The 16,650-nt window shown below is 44.3% G+C and carries 21 protein-coding genes; 8 read left to right on the plus strand and 13 right to left on the minus strand.

The features are described 5' to 3' along the window. Window positions 1-10: 10 nt before the first annotated feature. Together A8O14_RS10900 and A8O14_RS10905 are read right to left on the minus strand one after the other, a co-directional pair. Window positions 11-349 carry a P-II family nitrogen regulator gene (locus A8O14_RS10900; protein WP_011903792.1) on the minus strand — a complete coding sequence of 113 codons (339 nt, stop codon included), beginning with the start codon at window positions 347-349 and terminating at the stop codon, window positions 11-13. A 24-nt stretch (window positions 350-373) separates the two neighbouring features. Then, window positions 374-1,285: a TorF family putative porin gene (locus tag A8O14_RS10905; protein ID WP_068949534.1), complete on the minus strand. Its 912-nt coding sequence runs from the start codon at window positions 1,283-1,285 to the stop codon at window positions 374-376. Window positions 1,286-1,547: 262 nt separating this feature from the next. On the opposite strand from A8O14_RS10905, the gene A8O14_RS10910 reads away from it, so the two are divergent. After that, a complete protein-coding gene (locus A8O14_RS10910; protein ID WP_068949829.1) occupies window positions 1,548-1,805 on the plus strand; it encodes an accessory factor UbiK family protein in 258 nt (85 codons plus the stop codon). 29 nt (window positions 1,806-1,834) lie between these two features. Here the strand turns inward: A8O14_RS10910 and A8O14_RS10915 are convergent, their stop codons facing one another. The 7 genes from A8O14_RS10915 to A8O14_RS10945 are packed head-to-tail and all read right to left on the minus strand — an operon-like array spanning window position 1,835 to window position 6,530. After that, complete coding sequence (locus A8O14_RS10915; protein WP_068949535.1) at window positions 1,835-2,416, minus strand: hypothetical protein; 582 nt, start codon at window positions 2,414-2,416, stop codon at window positions 1,835-1,837. Continuing rightward, a complete protein-coding gene (gene lipA / locus A8O14_RS10920; RefSeq protein ID WP_068949536.1) occupies window positions 2,409-3,419 on the minus strand; it encodes a lipoyl synthase in 1,011 nt (336 codons plus the stop codon). The genes A8O14_RS10915 and lipA overlap by 8 nt, the downstream gene beginning before the upstream one ends. Continuing rightward, window positions 3,416-4,060, minus strand: coding sequence for a lipoyl(octanoyl) transferase LipB (gene lipB, locus A8O14_RS10925; protein WP_068949537.1), 645 nt, complete (start codon window positions 4,058-4,060; stop codon window positions 3,416-3,418). The genes lipA and lipB overlap by 4 nt, the downstream gene beginning before the upstream one ends. A gap of 9 nt (window positions 4,061-4,069) precedes the next feature. Next, a complete protein-coding gene (locus tag A8O14_RS10930) occupies window positions 4,070-4,336 on the minus strand; it encodes a YbeD family protein (protein ID WP_068949538.1) in 267 nt (88 codons plus the stop codon). A 28-nt stretch (window positions 4,337-4,364) separates the two neighbouring features. Next, window positions 4,365-5,081 (minus strand): alpha/beta hydrolase, encoded by a 717-nt coding sequence (locus A8O14_RS10935; protein WP_068949539.1) that lies wholly within the window; start codon window positions 5,079-5,081, stop codon window positions 4,365-4,367. 29 nt (window positions 5,082-5,110) lie between these two features. Continuing rightward, window positions 5,111-5,419, minus strand: coding sequence for a (2Fe-2S) ferredoxin domain-containing protein (locus A8O14_RS10940; protein ID WP_068949540.1), 309 nt, complete (start codon window positions 5,417-5,419; stop codon window positions 5,111-5,113). 16 nt (window positions 5,420-5,435) lie between these two features. Then, window positions 5,436-6,530: a VanZ family protein gene (locus tag A8O14_RS10945; protein WP_068949541.1), complete on the minus strand. Its 1,095-nt coding sequence runs from the start codon at window positions 6,528-6,530 to the stop codon at window positions 5,436-5,438. Between the two features lie 37 nt (window positions 6,531-6,567). Here A8O14_RS10945 and A8O14_RS10950 point away from each other — a divergent pair, with 37 nt between their 5' ends. Further along, window positions 6,568-7,365, plus strand: coding sequence for a biotin--[acetyl-CoA-carboxylase] ligase (locus tag A8O14_RS10950; RefSeq protein WP_068949542.1), 798 nt, complete (start codon window positions 6,568-6,570; stop codon window positions 7,363-7,365). Beyond that, window positions 7,362-8,174 carry a type III pantothenate kinase gene (locus A8O14_RS10955; RefSeq protein ID WP_068949543.1) on the plus strand — a complete coding sequence of 271 codons (813 nt, stop codon included), beginning with the start codon at window positions 7,362-7,364 and terminating at the stop codon, window positions 8,172-8,174. Before A8O14_RS10950 ends, A8O14_RS10955 begins: the two co-directional genes overlap by 4 nt. A 4-nt stretch (window positions 8,175-8,178) precedes the next feature. Here the strand turns inward: A8O14_RS10955 and rfaE2 are convergent, their stop codons facing one another. After that, window positions 8,179-8,667, minus strand: a complete 489-nt coding sequence (gene rfaE2, locus A8O14_RS10960) for a D-glycero-beta-D-manno-heptose 1-phosphate adenylyltransferase (RefSeq protein ID WP_068949544.1) — start codon at window positions 8,665-8,667, stop codon at window positions 8,179-8,181. Between the two features lie 94 nt (window positions 8,668-8,761). On the opposite strand from rfaE2, the gene A8O14_RS10965 reads away from it, so the two are divergent. Genes A8O14_RS10965 through A8O14_RS10985 form a run of 5 tightly spaced genes read left to right on the plus strand, consistent with a single transcriptional unit; the run spans window position 8,762 to window position 13,576 of the window. Further along, window positions 8,762-9,343, plus strand: a complete 582-nt coding sequence (locus A8O14_RS10965; protein WP_068949545.1) for a glutathione peroxidase — start codon at window positions 8,762-8,764, stop codon at window positions 9,341-9,343. After that, complete coding sequence (locus A8O14_RS10970; RefSeq protein ID WP_068949546.1) at window positions 9,340-10,728, plus strand: NAD(P)/FAD-dependent oxidoreductase; 1,389 nt, start codon at window positions 9,340-9,342, stop codon at window positions 10,726-10,728. The genes A8O14_RS10965 and A8O14_RS10970 overlap by 4 nt, the downstream gene beginning before the upstream one ends. Then, window positions 10,729-11,514: a DUF1365 domain-containing protein gene (locus tag A8O14_RS10975; RefSeq protein WP_068949547.1), complete on the plus strand. Its 786-nt coding sequence runs from the start codon at window positions 10,729-10,731 to the stop codon at window positions 11,512-11,514. Further along, window positions 11,511-12,803 (plus strand): SAM-dependent methyltransferase, encoded by a 1,293-nt coding sequence (locus A8O14_RS10980; protein ID WP_068949548.1) that lies wholly within the window; start codon window positions 11,511-11,513, stop codon window positions 12,801-12,803. Before A8O14_RS10975 ends, A8O14_RS10980 begins: the two co-directional genes overlap by 4 nt. Continuing rightward, window positions 12,800-13,576, plus strand: coding sequence for an SDR family NAD(P)-dependent oxidoreductase (locus A8O14_RS10985; RefSeq protein WP_068949549.1), 777 nt, complete (start codon window positions 12,800-12,802; stop codon window positions 13,574-13,576). Before A8O14_RS10980 ends, A8O14_RS10985 begins: the two co-directional genes overlap by 4 nt. 27 nt (window positions 13,577-13,603) lie before the next feature. Here A8O14_RS10985 and A8O14_RS10990 read toward each other — a convergent pair whose 3' ends face one another. From A8O14_RS10990 to argS, 3 genes are read right to left on the minus strand one after another with little or no spacing between them, the layout of a single operon-like run. Then, window positions 13,604-14,248, minus strand: a complete 645-nt coding sequence (locus tag A8O14_RS10990) for a thiol:disulfide interchange protein DsbA/DsbL (protein WP_068949550.1) — start codon at window positions 14,246-14,248, stop codon at window positions 13,604-13,606. 11 nt (window positions 14,249-14,259) lie between these two features. Then, window positions 14,260-14,874 carry an SPOR domain-containing protein gene (locus A8O14_RS10995; RefSeq protein ID WP_099092319.1) on the minus strand — a complete coding sequence of 205 codons (615 nt, stop codon included), beginning with the start codon at window positions 14,872-14,874 and terminating at the stop codon, window positions 14,260-14,262. Window positions 14,875-14,909: 35 nt separating this feature from the next. Then, window positions 14,910-16,637 (minus strand): arginine--tRNA ligase, encoded by a 1,728-nt coding sequence (gene argS, locus A8O14_RS11000; protein ID WP_068949551.1) that lies wholly within the window; start codon window positions 16,635-16,637, stop codon window positions 14,910-14,912. Window positions 16,638-16,650 lie beyond the last annotated feature (13 nt).

Below are 16,650 nucleotides of genomic sequence, written 5' to 3' on the forward strand. Positions count from 1 at the left end.
GAACCTCTCTTTAAAGTGCTGACGCGCCGGTTTCACCGGTACGAATACGAATGACGTGCTCAACTGGAGAGACAAAAATCTTGCCATCGCCAATCTTGCCAGTACGTGCAGATTTTTCAATTGCTTCAATCGCACGCTCCAAGATGCCATCTTCAACAGCAGCTTCAATTTTTACCTTGGGTAAAAAGTCGACAACATACTCAGCGCCACGATACAGCTCAGTGTGACCCTTTTGACGACCAAAGCCTTTAACTTCAGTGACGGTGATGCCCGAAACTCCCACTTCCGAGAGGGCTTCGCGCACTTCGTCAAGCTTGAAAGGCTTGATGATTGCGGTAATTAATTTCATGTGTTTCTCCGTTCAGGGTGGAAATTAGAAAGTTTTTGTTAGGGAAATTAAACCGGTGGATTTACCTAGGTTCTTACCAGTTGGGCTAGAGTATGAATAACCGCCTTTTGCAGTAGCGGCATTAGTGCCAATATATGCAATAGCAGCCGATAAACCGCCTCCAAAGTCTTTCGTTAACCCTAATTTCCAATCAGTATAAGAATATAGGGAGCTATTTGATGTGCCATTACCATACGCATTTAATGCATATGAAGTGGCATTATTCACTGTATTTCCAGCAACATATTGGTAGCCAACGTGACCATTTAATGCCAAGCCCCAAACGCCTGTGTCATAGTTCATCGTCAAATCTGGATAGTAAGATCCGGTTGAATTTACTGTTCCGAACAAAGTGGATACAGAGTAAGAAACCTTAGCAAAACCTGTTAATGGACCAAATGTGAAGTTTTGGGCAACATAGAGTTCACTAGTATTTGGATTGGCAGTTGCACCATTGGTGTTCGGAATGCCAGTGGTTGGATAGTAGTACTGCAAGAATCCAATATCAGATGCAAAGCCTTCACCAATTAGCTCTTTCTTGAAACCTGCATAAAAGTCCATTTCAATTGGAGCGGATACTGCGGCACCAGCACTACCTTTGCCACCAACTGAACCATTTTGTCCATAGGCATCACTAATCCAGCTAATCGAGCTATTCCAGTTACCAATGTAGAAACCACTTTCATGAGCGTAGTCAAAACCACCTTGAATCGCTGGCTTAAAGTTTGATTGGCTAATACCACGATAGCGATAGTCATTTACAACTGTTACGTTTGCTGTAATTGGGCTAACTTCTACTTCAGCAGCTGGCTCATCAGCCGCAAATGTTGCCGTAGATAGGCCACTCAACAATGCGACTGCTGCTGCAGAGATTGCCTTCTTGTGTAAAGTTTTCATCTAATGCTCCTTACTGGTTGTAATAAAAAATGGGTTGAATGCTTATTGCATGGGGTGATCATGCGGGTTGGCGCAAATTCAGATCTACACTCATTCCCTTTATTAATGCCACTGCACAATTTTGGTGCTTTTTATTGCACCAACTTTGGGAATTAATTGAGTTTTAGGCTATTTTTGACCCTTTTCACCCTTTTGGACGGCTCAACATAAAATATCAATCTGTGTGTTTTATACAACTAACAACCCAACTAAAAAGCCCATCATGCAAAAACCTGGCGAAATCCTTGAACAAATCCAACGCATTGCTAGCGATATGCAAAATAAAGTGGGTGATGCCATCCGTAATTCACCGGCACAAGAAATTGAAAAGAATGTGCGCGCCATGATGAATCAAGGTTTTCAGAAAATGGATCTCGTTACTCGTGAAGAATTCGAGCTGCAAACTAAAGTACTTGCAAAGACTAGAGAAAAACTTGAGGCCCTCGAAGCAAAAGTTACTGCCCTAGAAAAATCTCAGTAATTTTTTAACTAGACTAGAGTTCTTCGACCCTACTCTGGATGAAACTCATTAAAAAAGCTTTCATACTCCTCTTTAAAAAAGAGTGTTTTCAAATCACCTGTTTCTGCATTTGCATGCAAAACAGAAACTTGATAAACCCAACTACTACTGTCACTAGGGCGCACAATCCATCGAACTCGCATGGACTGCTGAGTCTTTCCATTTGAACTAAATGCAATGAAATAGTCTTTGACTGGTATACGGCGAGATTCGCTAGATTGATAAGCACTCTCTTCAACAAGAACCTTACCGCCAGATGCCTTAGCTCGATCAAATAAATTGCTTTGTAATTGCTCAATCATTTTTTGAGTCATATCAGCTTGATTAGCAGGCAACCGAATTGAGCTAATTGAGTAAATATCGTCATCAATCTTTACTGCCTCAAGCGTTTGTTTTAATTCTTGATCCTGATATGGAATCCGTCGGTCAAGCTTATCGGGTTTACCTGGAAAAAGGGCGCTATATTTCTGCTCGGGAGATTGGACTGTGCGCCAATTTAGTTTGGGGCTGCATGCAAGTAGGGAAAAAATGACAGCTAAGGATATACAAACTCTTAAAGCACTTTTAAACAATGCCCGCTCCATGCGCTTGTTGGTCAGCGTGATAACTTGAGCGCACCATCGCCCCTACTGCTGCATGTGAGAAGCCCATTTCATAAGCGCGTTCTTCAAACATTCTGAACACATCGGGATGGACATAACGTTGAACAGGCAAGTGATGTCCAGACGGTGCAAGGTACTGACCAATAGTAAGCATGTCAATATTGTGCTCACGCATGTCTTTCATAACCTCAAGAATCTCTTCATCAGTTTCTCCCAAACCTACCATCAAACCGCTCTTAGTTGGGATATGAGGAAAGCGCTCTTTAAAATCTTTTAATAACTTTAAAGAATGAAGATAGTCTGCGCCTGGTCGCGCTTGTTTATATAAACGAGGTACAGTTTCTAGATTGTGGTTCATTACATCCGGTAACCCATTGGGCGAGTGCTCTGCAAATATATCGAGAGCCTTATCTAAGCGCCCACGAAAGTCTGGCACCAATACCTCGATGCGAGTGCTTGGAGAAAGCTTGCGTGATTGCGAAATACAATCCACATAATGCATGGCACCACCATCGCGCAAATCATCACGATCAACACTAGTAATCACAACATAATTTAATTTGAGAGCGGCAATTGTGCGAGCCAAATTAGCTGGCTCTTTCACATCCAATGGGTCTGGTCTACCGTGACCTACATCGCAAAACGGGCAACGACGGGTGCACTTATCACCCATGATCATGAAAGTCGCAGTGCCTTTGCCAAAACATTCACCAATATTGGGGCAGCTTGCTTCTTCGCAAACAGTAACTAGTTCGTTTTCACGCAGAATCTTTTTGATTTCAGCAAAACGTGAATTACCCGATGCTGCCTTTACCCGAATCCAATCTGGTTTTTTGAGCACCGCTTCAAGGGGCACAATTTTGATCGGAATACGCGCAGTCTTCTCACTCGATTTTTGCTTACGTGATGCGTCGTAATTAAGGTCTTGGCGCGCCTCAATAGCTGGGTTGTTGTCAGGCTTGTTCGTTGTCATGATGGCATCAGTTGCTTTTGTAAGTGCTGCAAAAGCCTTTGGCTAATAGTGTCTATATTGTCCTTGATCCCAAGGGTTTGCATATCAACCGTCTTTAAACCCTCATAACCGCAAGGGTGGATACGCCCAAATGCCTCTAAATCGGTAGCCACATTCAAGGCCAAGCCATGGTATGAACAGCTTTTAGAGACTTTTAGACCAAGAGCAGCCACTTTTGCCCCAAACCACTCAGGGGGGATGCTTGCTTGCTCAGACACATAAATACCCGGAGCACCAGGCTTTCTTTCGGCCTGTATTCCAAAATCTGCCAAGGTATCGATTAAAGCCTGCTCAATGCGTGACACCAATTCCTTTACAAAGATTCCAAGGCGCTTCAAATCCAGCAATAAATAAACAACGATCTGACCCGGTCCGTGATAAGTAATTTCACCGCCGCGATCAACCTGCACCATTGGAATTTGATTGCTCGGAGAATGTAAATTACCAGCATCACCAGCTAAACCTAAAGTAAAAACAGGTGGGTGCTCTAAGACCCATATCTCATCTGGAGTAACACTGTTACGCTCTTTTGTGAACGCACGCATTGCCTCATACGTTAAAGCGTAATCTGCCAAACCCAGATGTTTTACTAAAGCCGCCATGAGCTCTCTTTAGAGAACAATACTAACTAGTGGGTGCGTCGAGAGGGTTCGATAGAGCTCGTCGAGCTGTTCACGACTCGTTGCCGTGATGGGCAAAGTAATTCCAAGATAGTTACCGTCCTTGGATAGTCTTTGCTCTACTTTGCTTTCATCAAATGTTGGATCAAACTGTTTGGCAATATGAATAATTGCGGGCAAATACTCGGGATTATTTTTCCCCATCACCTTAATCGGAAAAAGAGAAGGGTACTCAATTAATGATTTTTCTTCAGCCATAATTTTTTAGAGACTCAATCCTGTTTTATTAATTCTTTCGATGATCTGGCATGCCCAACCAAGCGCCAGTAATAATGGTACGAATGCAATGTAACCTGCGATGAAAGAAATGGTCTGCACCAGGCACTACTTGAACCGTTAATTCTTGGGGACGGGCCCAGTCCAAAACATCAATCAATGGAATGGTTTCATCCAACTCACCATGAATCAAAATAGTATCTGCAGGGACAGAAGCCAACGTCCATTTACCTGCAGCGCTACCCACCATCACTAAACGCTCAGCAGGACGTCCAAGCTCAGCCAATCTTTGCACTAAATGACTGCCCACAAAACTACCGAATGAAAAGCCTGACACAACGAGAGGTAAAGTATTTACTGAGTTGGTCCATGGCTGATATGCAGTAGTCTCGAGCTGAGTCCAACTTAATGGAGTTTGCATCCACTCAGTGACATGCAACAAATCCTCTAACTCACCAACACCATGATCATGAACTCCAGCTGTACCGCCTACGCCACGAAAGTTTGGTCGTACACTAACATAACCTAATTGATTAAATGCCCGCGCCATAGTTTGCGCAACTTTGTTATCCATTGTTCCGCCCATTAATGGATGGGGGTGAGCTACTATAGCTAAGCCACGGACTGCAAAATTAGGATTATTTTTTAATTCATCAGGAAGATCAATGGACATCTCCATTGCGCCAACAATACCTTCTATCTGAATGACTTTTGTACGACTATTCATAAATCAAACTTTCAACAATTACAAAAAAATTATGACAACTGTAAACGCTCTACAGGACAGCCATTAATTAAGTGGGATTGAATAATTTCCTCAACATCATCTTTATCGATGAGGGTGTACCAAACCCCTTCAGGGTAGATCACCATTACAGGGCCATCAGCACAACGATCCAGGCAACCCGCTTTATTGACGCGAATTTTTCCGGGCCCCGCCAAACCGAGCTCTTTTACTCGATTCTTGGCGTATTCAAATAAAGCAAAGGCGTTATGACGGTCGCAACAATCTTCGCCGTTGCTACGCTGATTCAAGCAAAAAAATAAGTGGTGTGAAAAGCTCATAGAAAAATTATATTTATCAATGTTTTGACTGAAAGTCAGTTACGTTACAGATCATCCAAATGAGAGCCAATGGTAACCATATCACCGAAACCCATTGCATGAGTTCATTAAAGTGCAATAACCGCCCTTGATGCCAATGTCTTAGCATCAAGATGAAATAGGGATTATCCGGCATGATATTGATTGCTACAGTTACGCTGACTAAACAAAATAAAGCCAAAAGGCACTTTGTTTTTTGCTGAAAACGCAAAGCCCAATACAGCGCAATACCTGCCGCTAGCATTCCCCAAAATGCGCCTGCTGTAAGCCAAATGAAGCTAAATTCCCATCCGAACTGAAGCGCTGTAAATAAAGTCTTTAGAACTACTGTGAGCCCTAGCAAGCCATTAAGAATCTGCCACTGTGGCGCCTTAGCTCGCATCCCTAATGAAAGCAGAAGAGCAACACCCAGCCAACAAAAACCCGTGATCAGCGTTTCTTGAAAGACCTGATTAACAACCGTGGTCCCCCAATCAATTGATCCAAAAATCACATGGCCCCAAACACCAACCCCAAGCCATGAACTCTGAGGGTAAATTTGCGACCACGGAAACAAAAGAAATAAAGCACATACTGCCCAATTCAATCCAAACCATTGATCAAATCTACGTCGTATCGCAGTTCCTGACAACCATTCAGGCCCAAGAGGAATGGCCAGTAAACCACCAAGCAGACCACCGAATATATTGGCCCACCAATCCATCAAACTAGGTATCCGCGTTAAAACCCAAGATTGCAGTGTTTCAACGCTGAAAGCCAATAAAGCACTCAGGCTAATCGCGAGGCCTAAGGCTACAAAATTTCGCCAACGAGGATATGCTGCAAAAACTAGCAAAAATCCGAATGGAATATAAGCAAGGATGTTGACTGATACATCAAAGAGGGTAATAAAGCGGGGCAAAGGTGCATCAACCCAAGCCCAGGCGGCGATGCCGTTCTGAAAGTCAAAATCGAATGGATTGAGGCTCACATAAAGAATCAGTAATGCATAAGCAAGACTCATCGCCCGAGCAAGTGGCATAGCCTGTAGAGGCCATACATGTTTGCGGGGGCGCTGATCTTTTACGTGCATTCCACAATTCTAGGTCAGACCTTTCTACAATGGCGAAATGACTGTGAATTGCATCCTTGAGCGCGTTACCGAGACCAGATCAACAAATGATGACCTGCTAGAGCGTTGGCGTGCTGGTGAGCTTATAGACCCTGTAGCTCGTATTGCTCACAAACAGACTGCGGGTAAAGGAAGGGCTGGACGGAAATGGCTTGCCAATCCCAAAGACTCCATTTGCTTCTCAATGGCCTTTCCCTTTAATCGAAGCCCAGCAGAGCTCACCGGTCTTAGCTTATTGGTTGGCATCGCCGTCATTGATGGCATCGCCAAAGCTTGCCAACTAGACATGTTCCAACTGCACCAATCAGGTCTGCGTCTCAAATGGCCCAATGATTTATTACTTAATGGTGCAAAGTTAGCGGGTATTTTGATTGAAGGCGGACAAGCAAAACCGGGTGACCCCAGTTGGATGATTGTTGGTGTTGGTATGAATTTATCTAACGCCAATGCGGTAGAACAAAATCTTAGTCAGAGCGGACTAAAGGTAGGTTCCCTAGAGCAGCTACTTCGCCCTGAGGCCTATCTTCCTGATATTGAATATCTTTGGCTGACACTGCTGGAGTCATTTGAAATGCATTTCAAAAAATTTGATCAATTTGGTTTTGCTTCATTTCAGCAAGACTGGATGAAGTGGGATGCTTTTGCAAATCAGAAGGTATGTATTTCTGGCTCTGGGAAAGAGACCGTATACGGCATTGCAAAAGGGGTTGATACAAATGGGGCTCTGCTGCTTGAGCAGGCAGATAAAACGATTGCCATTTATGCTGGCGATGTATCTCTAAGAATTCAATCATGAGTCTATATTTATTATTTGATGTCGGTAATACGCGATTGAAGTGGGCTGCAGTAGAGTCCACTCAATATCCTTCGGATCAGCAGAAAAAATTATGGGCTTATTCAGGATCCATTGGTAGCAAGTCCTTGCAATCTGCAGAACATCGAGCAGAGTTAGCGGACTACATTGCTAGAACCTTACCTAAACCAAACGCCATTGCATTTAGTTGTGTCGCTGGCCAAGAAGCTATCGATAAGCTCCAGTCCCTCTTTCCTCAATGGGAAGATGTGGAGTGGATGCAGTTACTGGGTAATAGCCCTTTCGATGGCATTCGCTCGCTCTATCAAGACCCTAGCAAGCTAGGCTCTGATCGTTGGGCAGCCATCATCGGTGGCCGCACATTATCAAAAACCAACACATTGATCATCAATGCGGGCACCGCTACAACCATTGACCTGATTGGCTCTAACGGCTTGCACTATGGCGGCTGGATTCTACCGGGTCTAAGCCTCATGCAAAAAAGTTTAGAAACAAACACTGCACAACTTCCGCTTGCAGTTCGAGGAGAAACGCATCATGGATTTGGTTTGTCTACTAATGACGCTATTATCGGCGGCTGTGATGCAGCACAAATTGGAGCCATTCAATATGCCCTCAACGTCGCAAAAGAAATGAATCAGCCAGTTGAACGCATTTGGATCGATGGTGGGAACGCCAAAATCCTAGCAAATGAAATGAGACAACTTGGCAAACCCAATTCGATCAGCATTGAAACTAGCGAAGGACTGGTATTGCGCGGGGTTTGGGCGTGGCTCTTAAAGAACTTATAAATAATTAAGAGCGAATTTTTCCTAGCAGACTTGTAGTTGAGCGCTCATATAAGAATGGAATGGCAATCGCTTTGCCGCCCCAGGTTTTGACGAGATGTGTTTCTGCCAAAGCATCAATCTCATAATCTCCACCCTTAACATAAATATCAGGACGAATTTTTTCGATAATATTTACAGGAGTTTGCTCTGTAAATAGCACTACCATATCAACGCTTTCGAGCGCAGCTAATAGAGCTTGACGATCAGACTCAGAATTGATGGGTCGATCATCACCTTTGCCAAGCATCTTTACAGAGGAATCCGAATTCACCCCCACCACTAAGCTAGCCCCTAAAGCGCGTGCTTGAGCCAAATAACTTGCATGGCCTCGATGCAAAATATCGAAGACACCATTGGTAAACACTAATGGTCTTGGTAACCTAGTAATGCGGGCCTCAAGCTCAACTAAAGTACAAACCTTAGACTCAAAAGAAGGTGGTGGCAAAGTGCTCATAACGCAATATTAAAGGCATTGCGTGCCGATCCTGCGATATTACCCAGAATGTCTTAGACTTGACGGCTATAAAGCAGAATAACGAAGAGACAATATGAACCGCATTGCACGCAAAATAGTGACTGGCTGTCTTTTGACCCTTTTTATCTTTTTCCCCGGGGTAAAAGTGGTCAATGCAGCTTCTGGTTGCAGTCCCCTTCTATCTCATACCTTTCTGCGACTCCAAGATGAGGCGCCCCAGAACCTCTGCCAATATCAAGGCAAAGTCATTTTGGCTGTGAATACCGCCAGTTTTTGCGGATTTACAAGTCAATATGAAGGTTTGGAAAAAATCTATGCCAAATACAAAGATCAAGGCTTTGTAGTGCTCGGCTTTCCCTCGAATGACTTTGGCCAACAAGAACCCGGCAGCAATAAAGAAATTGCGGACTTTTGTAAAAATACATATGACGTAAAGTTTCCAATGTTTGCAAAAAGCGTGGTTTCAGGTAGTAATCCCAACCCCTTCTTCAAAATGCTCATTGCCAAAACAGGCACTACTCCAAAATGGAATTTCTATAAATATTTAATAGACCGCAACGGCAATGTTGTTGATTCATTTGGAAGCGTCACGAAACCCACTGGTAGTTCTATTACGAGCGAGATTGAGAAACTTTTAGGAGAGAAGGCGCAGTGAGCAAAAAAAGAATTGCCATTATTGGCGCTGGAATCTCTGGGCTCGGCTGTGCTTACGCTTTAAGACAGCATCCCAATATTGAACTGACCCTATATGAAGGTGGCAATCATATCGGTGGGCATAGCAATACAGTGGACTTCACTTGTGATGTAGATGGAGAGCAGATTACGCATGGCGTTGATACAGGCTTTTTAGTCTTTAACCGCAAAACCTACCCGAGACTCGTAAGACTTTTCGAGGAAATTCAGGCTCCTGTTGCTCCATCTGAGATGTCCTTTTCAGTATCGATTGATGTCTCCGAAAAAAATGAAAAAAGTCCAAAAATTGAATGGGCTGGCAATGATATCAACTCTTTTTTTGGGCAAAGATCAAACTTACTATCGCCGTCTTTCTGGAGAATGGCTTATGACATCCTGCGCTTTAATAGACTCGCAACTAAGCTTGCTCAGCAACAGATAGATGCCGGTCATCACTTTGCAGAACCAGATGAAACCATTGCAAATTTCTTAGATAGAAATCGTTTTAGCCAAAGCTTTCGAGAGAATTATTTCCTACCTATGATTGGCGCAATTTGGTCATGTTCTGTTGAGCAGATGTTGGAATTTCCAATTCAGACGATGATCCGTTTTTGCCACAATCATGGCCTTTTGCAAATCCAGAATCGGCCACAATGGCTAACCATCAAAGGTGGTTCCAGGGAATACGTCAAGCGCATATTGAGCGCATTAGAAAAAAATCATGTCACGATCAAACATGAAGCGGTCTCGCGCATCAACACTAACTCAGATGGAAGCTCACAAGTGGAGGTGGTGAGTCCATCTGGATCTACCTGGTTTGATGAGGTTGTAATGGCTTGTCACAGCGACCAAACTTTAGATCTATTGCACGGCATTGATCAACAGGCCAGAAATATTTTGGCTGCAATTCCGTATCAAAAAAATCGTGCGATCTTACATACCGATATCCGCTTCTTGCCCGAAGAAAAACGCTGCTGGGCCGCATGGAATTACACAGCGAAAGCAGGCACTACCCCATCATCCAAACAACATGTAAGCGTAAATTACCTCATTAATCGCTTGCAGCCTTTGCCTGAAAAACTACAAAACACTCAGATTATTGTGAGTCTTAATCCAGCCTCTGAGCCCAACATGAAATTGGTTCATCAAGAGATTCATTATTCACACCCAGTATTTGATATGAACGCTATCCAAGCCCAAAAAGAATTGCCTCTCATCCAAGGCAGTTCATCGATTTGGTATTGCGGAGCATGGACTGGCTTTGGCTTCCATGAGGATGGCCTTCGCTCTGGGGAGCTAGTAGCAGAAGCTTTAATTGAAAGTATTCGATCACCGCTTAACTCTGCCCCCAAACAAGATGCAAGCTAAATGAATCAGCCAAAGATTAACTTTGGAGTTGTAAAGCATCGTCGTCTGCGACCGGCTCAAAATGCCTTTGGTTATGGTGTATTCAATCTATCGATTCCGATGCGCTCCAGAGAGGAAGATCCCAATCTACTTAGCAATCGTGGAGTGAATGACAATCGCCTTGGTCTTTGCTCCTTTTACGATAAGGATCATGGTCTTGGTGGCCCAGACAGCCTTGCCTGGATTGAAAATATTCTCAAAGAAAATGGCCTGGGTAATATTGATGGTGAAATTTGGCTACAAACTTTTCCCAGAGTCTTGGGCTATGTATTTAACCCGGTTAGTTTTTGGATTTGTACTCGCTCTGATGGCAGGGTACAAGCAGTATTAGCCGAGGTGAATAACACCTTTGGCGAACGTCACTGTTATTTATTACATAAAGATTCTGGTGAAGCGCTTCTATCTGGTGAGACACTCACCAGCAAGAAAGTATTTCATGTATCGCCGTTCTGTGAGGTACGCGGTGAATATCGTTTTCGCTTTCTATTTCCCCAGGACAGTCAGTCCCAACAAAACTCGGTGGCACGCATTGAACTTATTGAGGATGGCTTACCCCTCATCAATACCAGTATTAGTGGCGTAAGCCGCCCCCTCAGTACATCAAATCTATATCTAGCACTCCTACGCTACCCCTTGATGAGTCTTGGGGTCATTTTCCGCATTCACTGGCAAGCATTGAAATTGTGGCTAAAAGGTGTACCCTTTCATTCAAAACCCAAACCACCAGAATTTGAAGTTAGCCGATGAATCGTCCTGGACAATCTCTACTCTCTCGCCTGAATTTCTCAAGGTCACAAAGACGCACCCAAGCAAATACTTCACGGTTGGGTACAGAGACCTTATTAAGTTTGTTATCCCAACTGAGCAGCGGTCACTTAAAAATGGTTTTACCTGATGGCAACATCAGAGAATTCGGTAATAAGTCTGATGATTTACAGGCTGAGATTCAAATTTTAGATTGGTCTGTATTTAAGCAAATGTTGTCTCACGGTGATATTGGTTTTGCTGAAAGCTATATCCGCGGAGAATGGAATACTCCAGATCTCAAAGCCATTTTGGAGCTTGCAATTCGCAATCGAACGATTCTAGAAAAAGCAATTTATGGCAGTTGGTACGGATCCATTCTTTATCGCCTCAGACACTGGTTACGAGATAACAGCAAAACTGGCAGTCGCAAGAATATTCATGCCCACTATGACTTGGGCAATACTTTTTATACATTGTGGCTTGATCCCACCATGAGTTACTCCAGCGCTTGGTTTTCAGAAGGCGAGAAACAATCTCTTGCTGGTGCACAACGAGCCAAAATCAATCGTATTCTGCAATCTCTCGACACCAGACCCGGTGACCACATTCTCGAAATTGGGTGCGGTTGGGGTGGCGTCATGGAAGAGGCTCTTCGTAGCAATATTGCCATTACCGGCCTCACGCTATCGACTGAGCAAAAAGCCTATGCGGAAGAACGCTTGGCAACGATCAGATCACAAATAGACAACCCCCCATCTTTTGAAGTTCGTCTGCAAGACTACCGCGACTGCCAAGAGAAATTTAACGGTATCGCTTCCGTTGAAATGTTTGAAGCAGTTGGCGAAAAACATTGGCCTGAATATTTTCAGGCCATTGCAAAATGCTTAAAGCCTGGTGGCAAAGCATGCATCCAAACGATCGTAATTGCCGAAGAGCTATTCGATCGCTACCGCCACAATACCGACTTCATTCAGCAATATGTATTCCCTGGAGGCATGCTCCCTTCTCGCGCCAGTTTTAAAGAAAGTGCAGCTAAAGCGGGGCTCCAGATTGAAGGGGAATTTGCTTTTGGGGCTGACTATGCAAAAACCCTTTGCCTTTGGCGCGACAGTTTCAATCAAAGACTTGAAGAGGTTCGCGGACTAGGATTTGATGAAGCATTTATTAGACTGTGGAACTTTTATTTAATGTATTGTGCTGCTGGATTCGCAGAGCGCAATATTGATGTAGTGCAATTTACCCTGAGTCATCAGCAAACCTCAACGTCACCAGATGCACTTCAAGTATGAAACAAAAAGGTATCGATAGTTTTACTGATAAGCGTGTTTGGGTTATTGGTGCATCGAGCGGTATAGGCGAAGCCTGTGCAAGAGCACTATTACTAGAAGGCTCCAGAGTCGCACTCTCAAGCCGCAGGAGGGATCGCTTAAATGCAATAGCTAAAAACGCTAGGACTGATCAGGCCCTGGTCATTCCACTAGATGTTACGAATCAAGATCAACTCACTCAAGGCTATGAGACCCTACTAAAAACCTGGGGTGGATTGGATGTGTTGCTATTTGTCTCTGGCATGTATGTACCGTTACGCGCAGATAGTTTTCTGATCGGTACCGCAGAGCAAACCATTGAGGCAAATCTCTTGGGGCCAATGAGATCTGTCGCCCTGGTCTTACCTGAGATGTTGAAGGCGCATGCTGGCCATATTGCCATTGTCGGGAGCGTTGCAGGATATAGTGGATTACCCAAGGCACTTGCTTATGGCCCCAGTAAAGCAGGCATCATTAATTTCTGCGAAACCCTCTACTACGATCTATTGCCGCAAGGCGTTAGTGTTCACATGATCTCACCCGGATTCGTGGCAACTGAGGCAACTGCTCAAAATGATTTTGAGATGCCCGCCTTAATTACCGCGAAGGAAGCGGCTAGCGAGATCTTGGAAGGAATACAAAACGGGGAGTTTGACATCCACTTTCCAAAGAGATTTTCAAGATTCTTAAAGTTTTTAAGAGTTCTTCCTTATCCTCTTTACTTTTGGATTGTGCGCCGCTTCGTCAAAATCTAAGCATCATCCAGTAGCACGATAGCTCTATTACTTGTACTTATCTTTACGAATCTTTTCTTCGAGATAGTCCATTACAGCAATTGCTCTAGCTTTAGTGCCTGCAATAGAAGGTGATGTGACGTACTTGCCCTGCATCACAATAGTCGGAACGCCATCAATGCGATAAGTTTCGGCTAATTGCTTAGCTGCTCTTGCTTTAGCTACCACCGCAAATGAACGATAAGTAGCTAAAAAGGTATTTCGATCAACCCCTTGTGATGCCACCCAATCCGCAATTTCAGGTTCGGTAAGTAATCGCTTGTTTTCCTTATGCATTGCGTACATCACCTTTTCATTTAAGGCATCGCCCTTGCCCATCGCCTCTAGAGCATAGTAAAGCTGGCTATGGGGTAAAAAATCATCACGAAAAGCCACTGGTACCCTGCGGAAAACGACATCTTTTGGTTGACGCTTAACCCAGGCGCTGAGCTCGGGCTCAAAGTCATAGCAATGAGGGCAGCCATACCAAAAAAACTCAATCACCTCGACCTTACCCTTGGTTTCTACTGGCTGAGGAACTGGCAAAACACGATAGTCAAATCCCTCTTCAATTTTTTGTCCTTGTGCGCTTGCAATACCACTCAAGAAAATGAAAGTGAGTACAACAAATGCTCTTTTGCTAATGGAGATCATGATTTTTGAATTTATTTGCTTGCTTTAATTACGGTTGACTTAATGCCCATGCTATTTAACTTATCTCGAGCTGGATTGCTTTCTTCAACGCTACTGTAGGGGCCAGAGCGCACGCGCCATAAAGTATTTCCATCAGCAGTAACTTCACTTAATTGCGTTTGAATGCCTTGAATAGCTAAGGCCGCTTTTTGTGCATCTGCATCGGCACGCTTTGTAAATGCGCCTACTTGTAAAAAGTAAATTGCATCACCTTTGGGGGCGGCAGCAGGACTCTCGGCAGATTTCTTACCATTGACCAAGTCACCAATTGGATCAGCTGAGGTTGGGGCAGGACTTTTACCTTGCAGAGGTTTGTTTAAATCTAATTGTTCTGAGGGGGCTGCAGCCTCACCCTCTACAGGAGCAGCGGCGGGCTTAATAGTCATTGGCAAATTCGGCGCCCGTACCCCAGGCCTTTCTTGCGGTGTATTTTTAGAAAGGTAGAAGGCAATCACAAAAGCAATGCCAAGACCTGCCCCCAAACCCAAGACAAAGCCAAGGATGGTACCGCCATATTGAGCATTGTTAGCAGTATTGTTGCCACTCCGCTTTAAGAAGCCAACTTGCTGATTCGGTTTTTTCATCATTTCCTCATCTTACATATTCACTTCATTCTTTGCTACTACATCTTCGCCGGTGCAGAGACTCCTAAAATCTTTAAACCGTTCTGCAGAACTTGGCGGGTCGCCGATAAAAGGGCAAGACGGGCTACCTTCAACTTTTCATCATCCACCAACACACGATCGGCATTATAGAAAGTATGGAAATCTCCTGCCAAATCACGCAAATAGAAAGCTAGGGCATGCGGGGCTAATTCAGCCGCTGCATCTGTCAAGACTTCGGGGTACTCGGCTAAACGTCTGAGCAAATGATCGGAGGCTTTACTTTGCAATAAAGATAAATCTGCGCCCACCAAGTCTCCCGTATTACCACCCCATTGCTGGAGAATGGAGCTTATGCGCGCGTGGGCATATTGCACATAAAACACTGGATTCTCATCATTTTGCTGTAGTGCTAGATCAATATCGAAAACAAACTCAGTATCCGCTTTACGAGAGATCAAGAAAAAGCGTACCGCATCACGCCCACGTTGCAACGCTAATTCTCGGTCTTCAGAAGTCATCTCTTGGGTAACGCCACCAGACCACTCGACTAAGTCACGAACTGTCACATAGGAACCGGCGCGCTTAGAAATTTTGACCTCTTCGCCATGACGCATCACCGTCACCATTTTGTGCAACACATAATCTGGATATGTCTTTGGAATATCCCAGCCACGCTTTTGTGCCACTCCTTGTAAGCCTGAACGCACGCGAGCAATCGTGCCGTGGTGGTCACTTCCTTGAACATTAATTACTTTTTCAAAGCCACGATTCCATTTGCTTGCGTGATATGCAACATCTGGAACAAAGTACGTATAGCTTCCGTCAGACTTACGCATAACGCGATCTTTATCGTCACCATCATCAGTGGTTCTGAGCCATAAGGCGCCTTCAGCTTCATAGGTTTTACCGATACCCTGCAAATCTTGAACAATCTGCTTCACACTGCCATCTGTATACAAAGAAGACTCTAGGTAATAACAATCAAACTTAACGCCAAATGTTTTGAGATCAATATCTTGCTCATTACGCAAATAGGCAACTGCAAATTGACGAATCGCTTCTAGATCATCTTGATACTCTGGGGATGCTTGAAAGGCAGTCGCAATCTCAGCAATGTATTCACCGTTGTAGGCTTTCTCCGGCCAGTTTGTATCACCAGGCCTCAAACCATTCAAGCGCGCCTGAACCGACAAGGCGAGGTTAGCAATTTGCGCTCCCGCATCGTTGTAATAAAACTCACGATGTACTTTGATGCCTTGAGTGGCTAATAAGTTTGCTAAAGCATCGCCTAGGGCTGCTTGTCTGCCATGCCCAACATGCAATGGGCCAGTTGGATTTGCAGAGACAAACTCAATCATGGCACTTGCAACAGGACCGCTACCTTGGGAAAGCTCACCAAAATGCGTGCCCGCCGAGAGAATCTCTCCCACTACGGCCGTCTTGGCTTGATTACTTAGGCGAAAATTTATAAAACCTGGGCCCGCAATTTCGCAAGAGGCGATTAATTGCTCAAAACCAGGTTGAGCTCGTAAACGTTCTACTAAAGCTTGGGCTAATTCACGAGGATTAAGTTTCCAGGCCTTGGAAAGTTGGAGCGCGATATTGCAAGCAACATCACCATGATCAACAGCCTTAGGGCGCTCTAAACGAAGGACTGGAACCTCACCTAGCCCGCGTTCTTGGGCCAGACCCTGAAGGGCGCTGCTCAGCATTTCAATTAAACGATTTTTATTAGTCAGCAACATAGGTAAGTGAGTT

This window comes from Polynucleobacter wuianus, from assembly GCF_001659725.1.
Lineage (GTDB): Bacteria > Pseudomonadota > Gammaproteobacteria > Burkholderiales > Burkholderiaceae > Polynucleobacter > Polynucleobacter wuianus.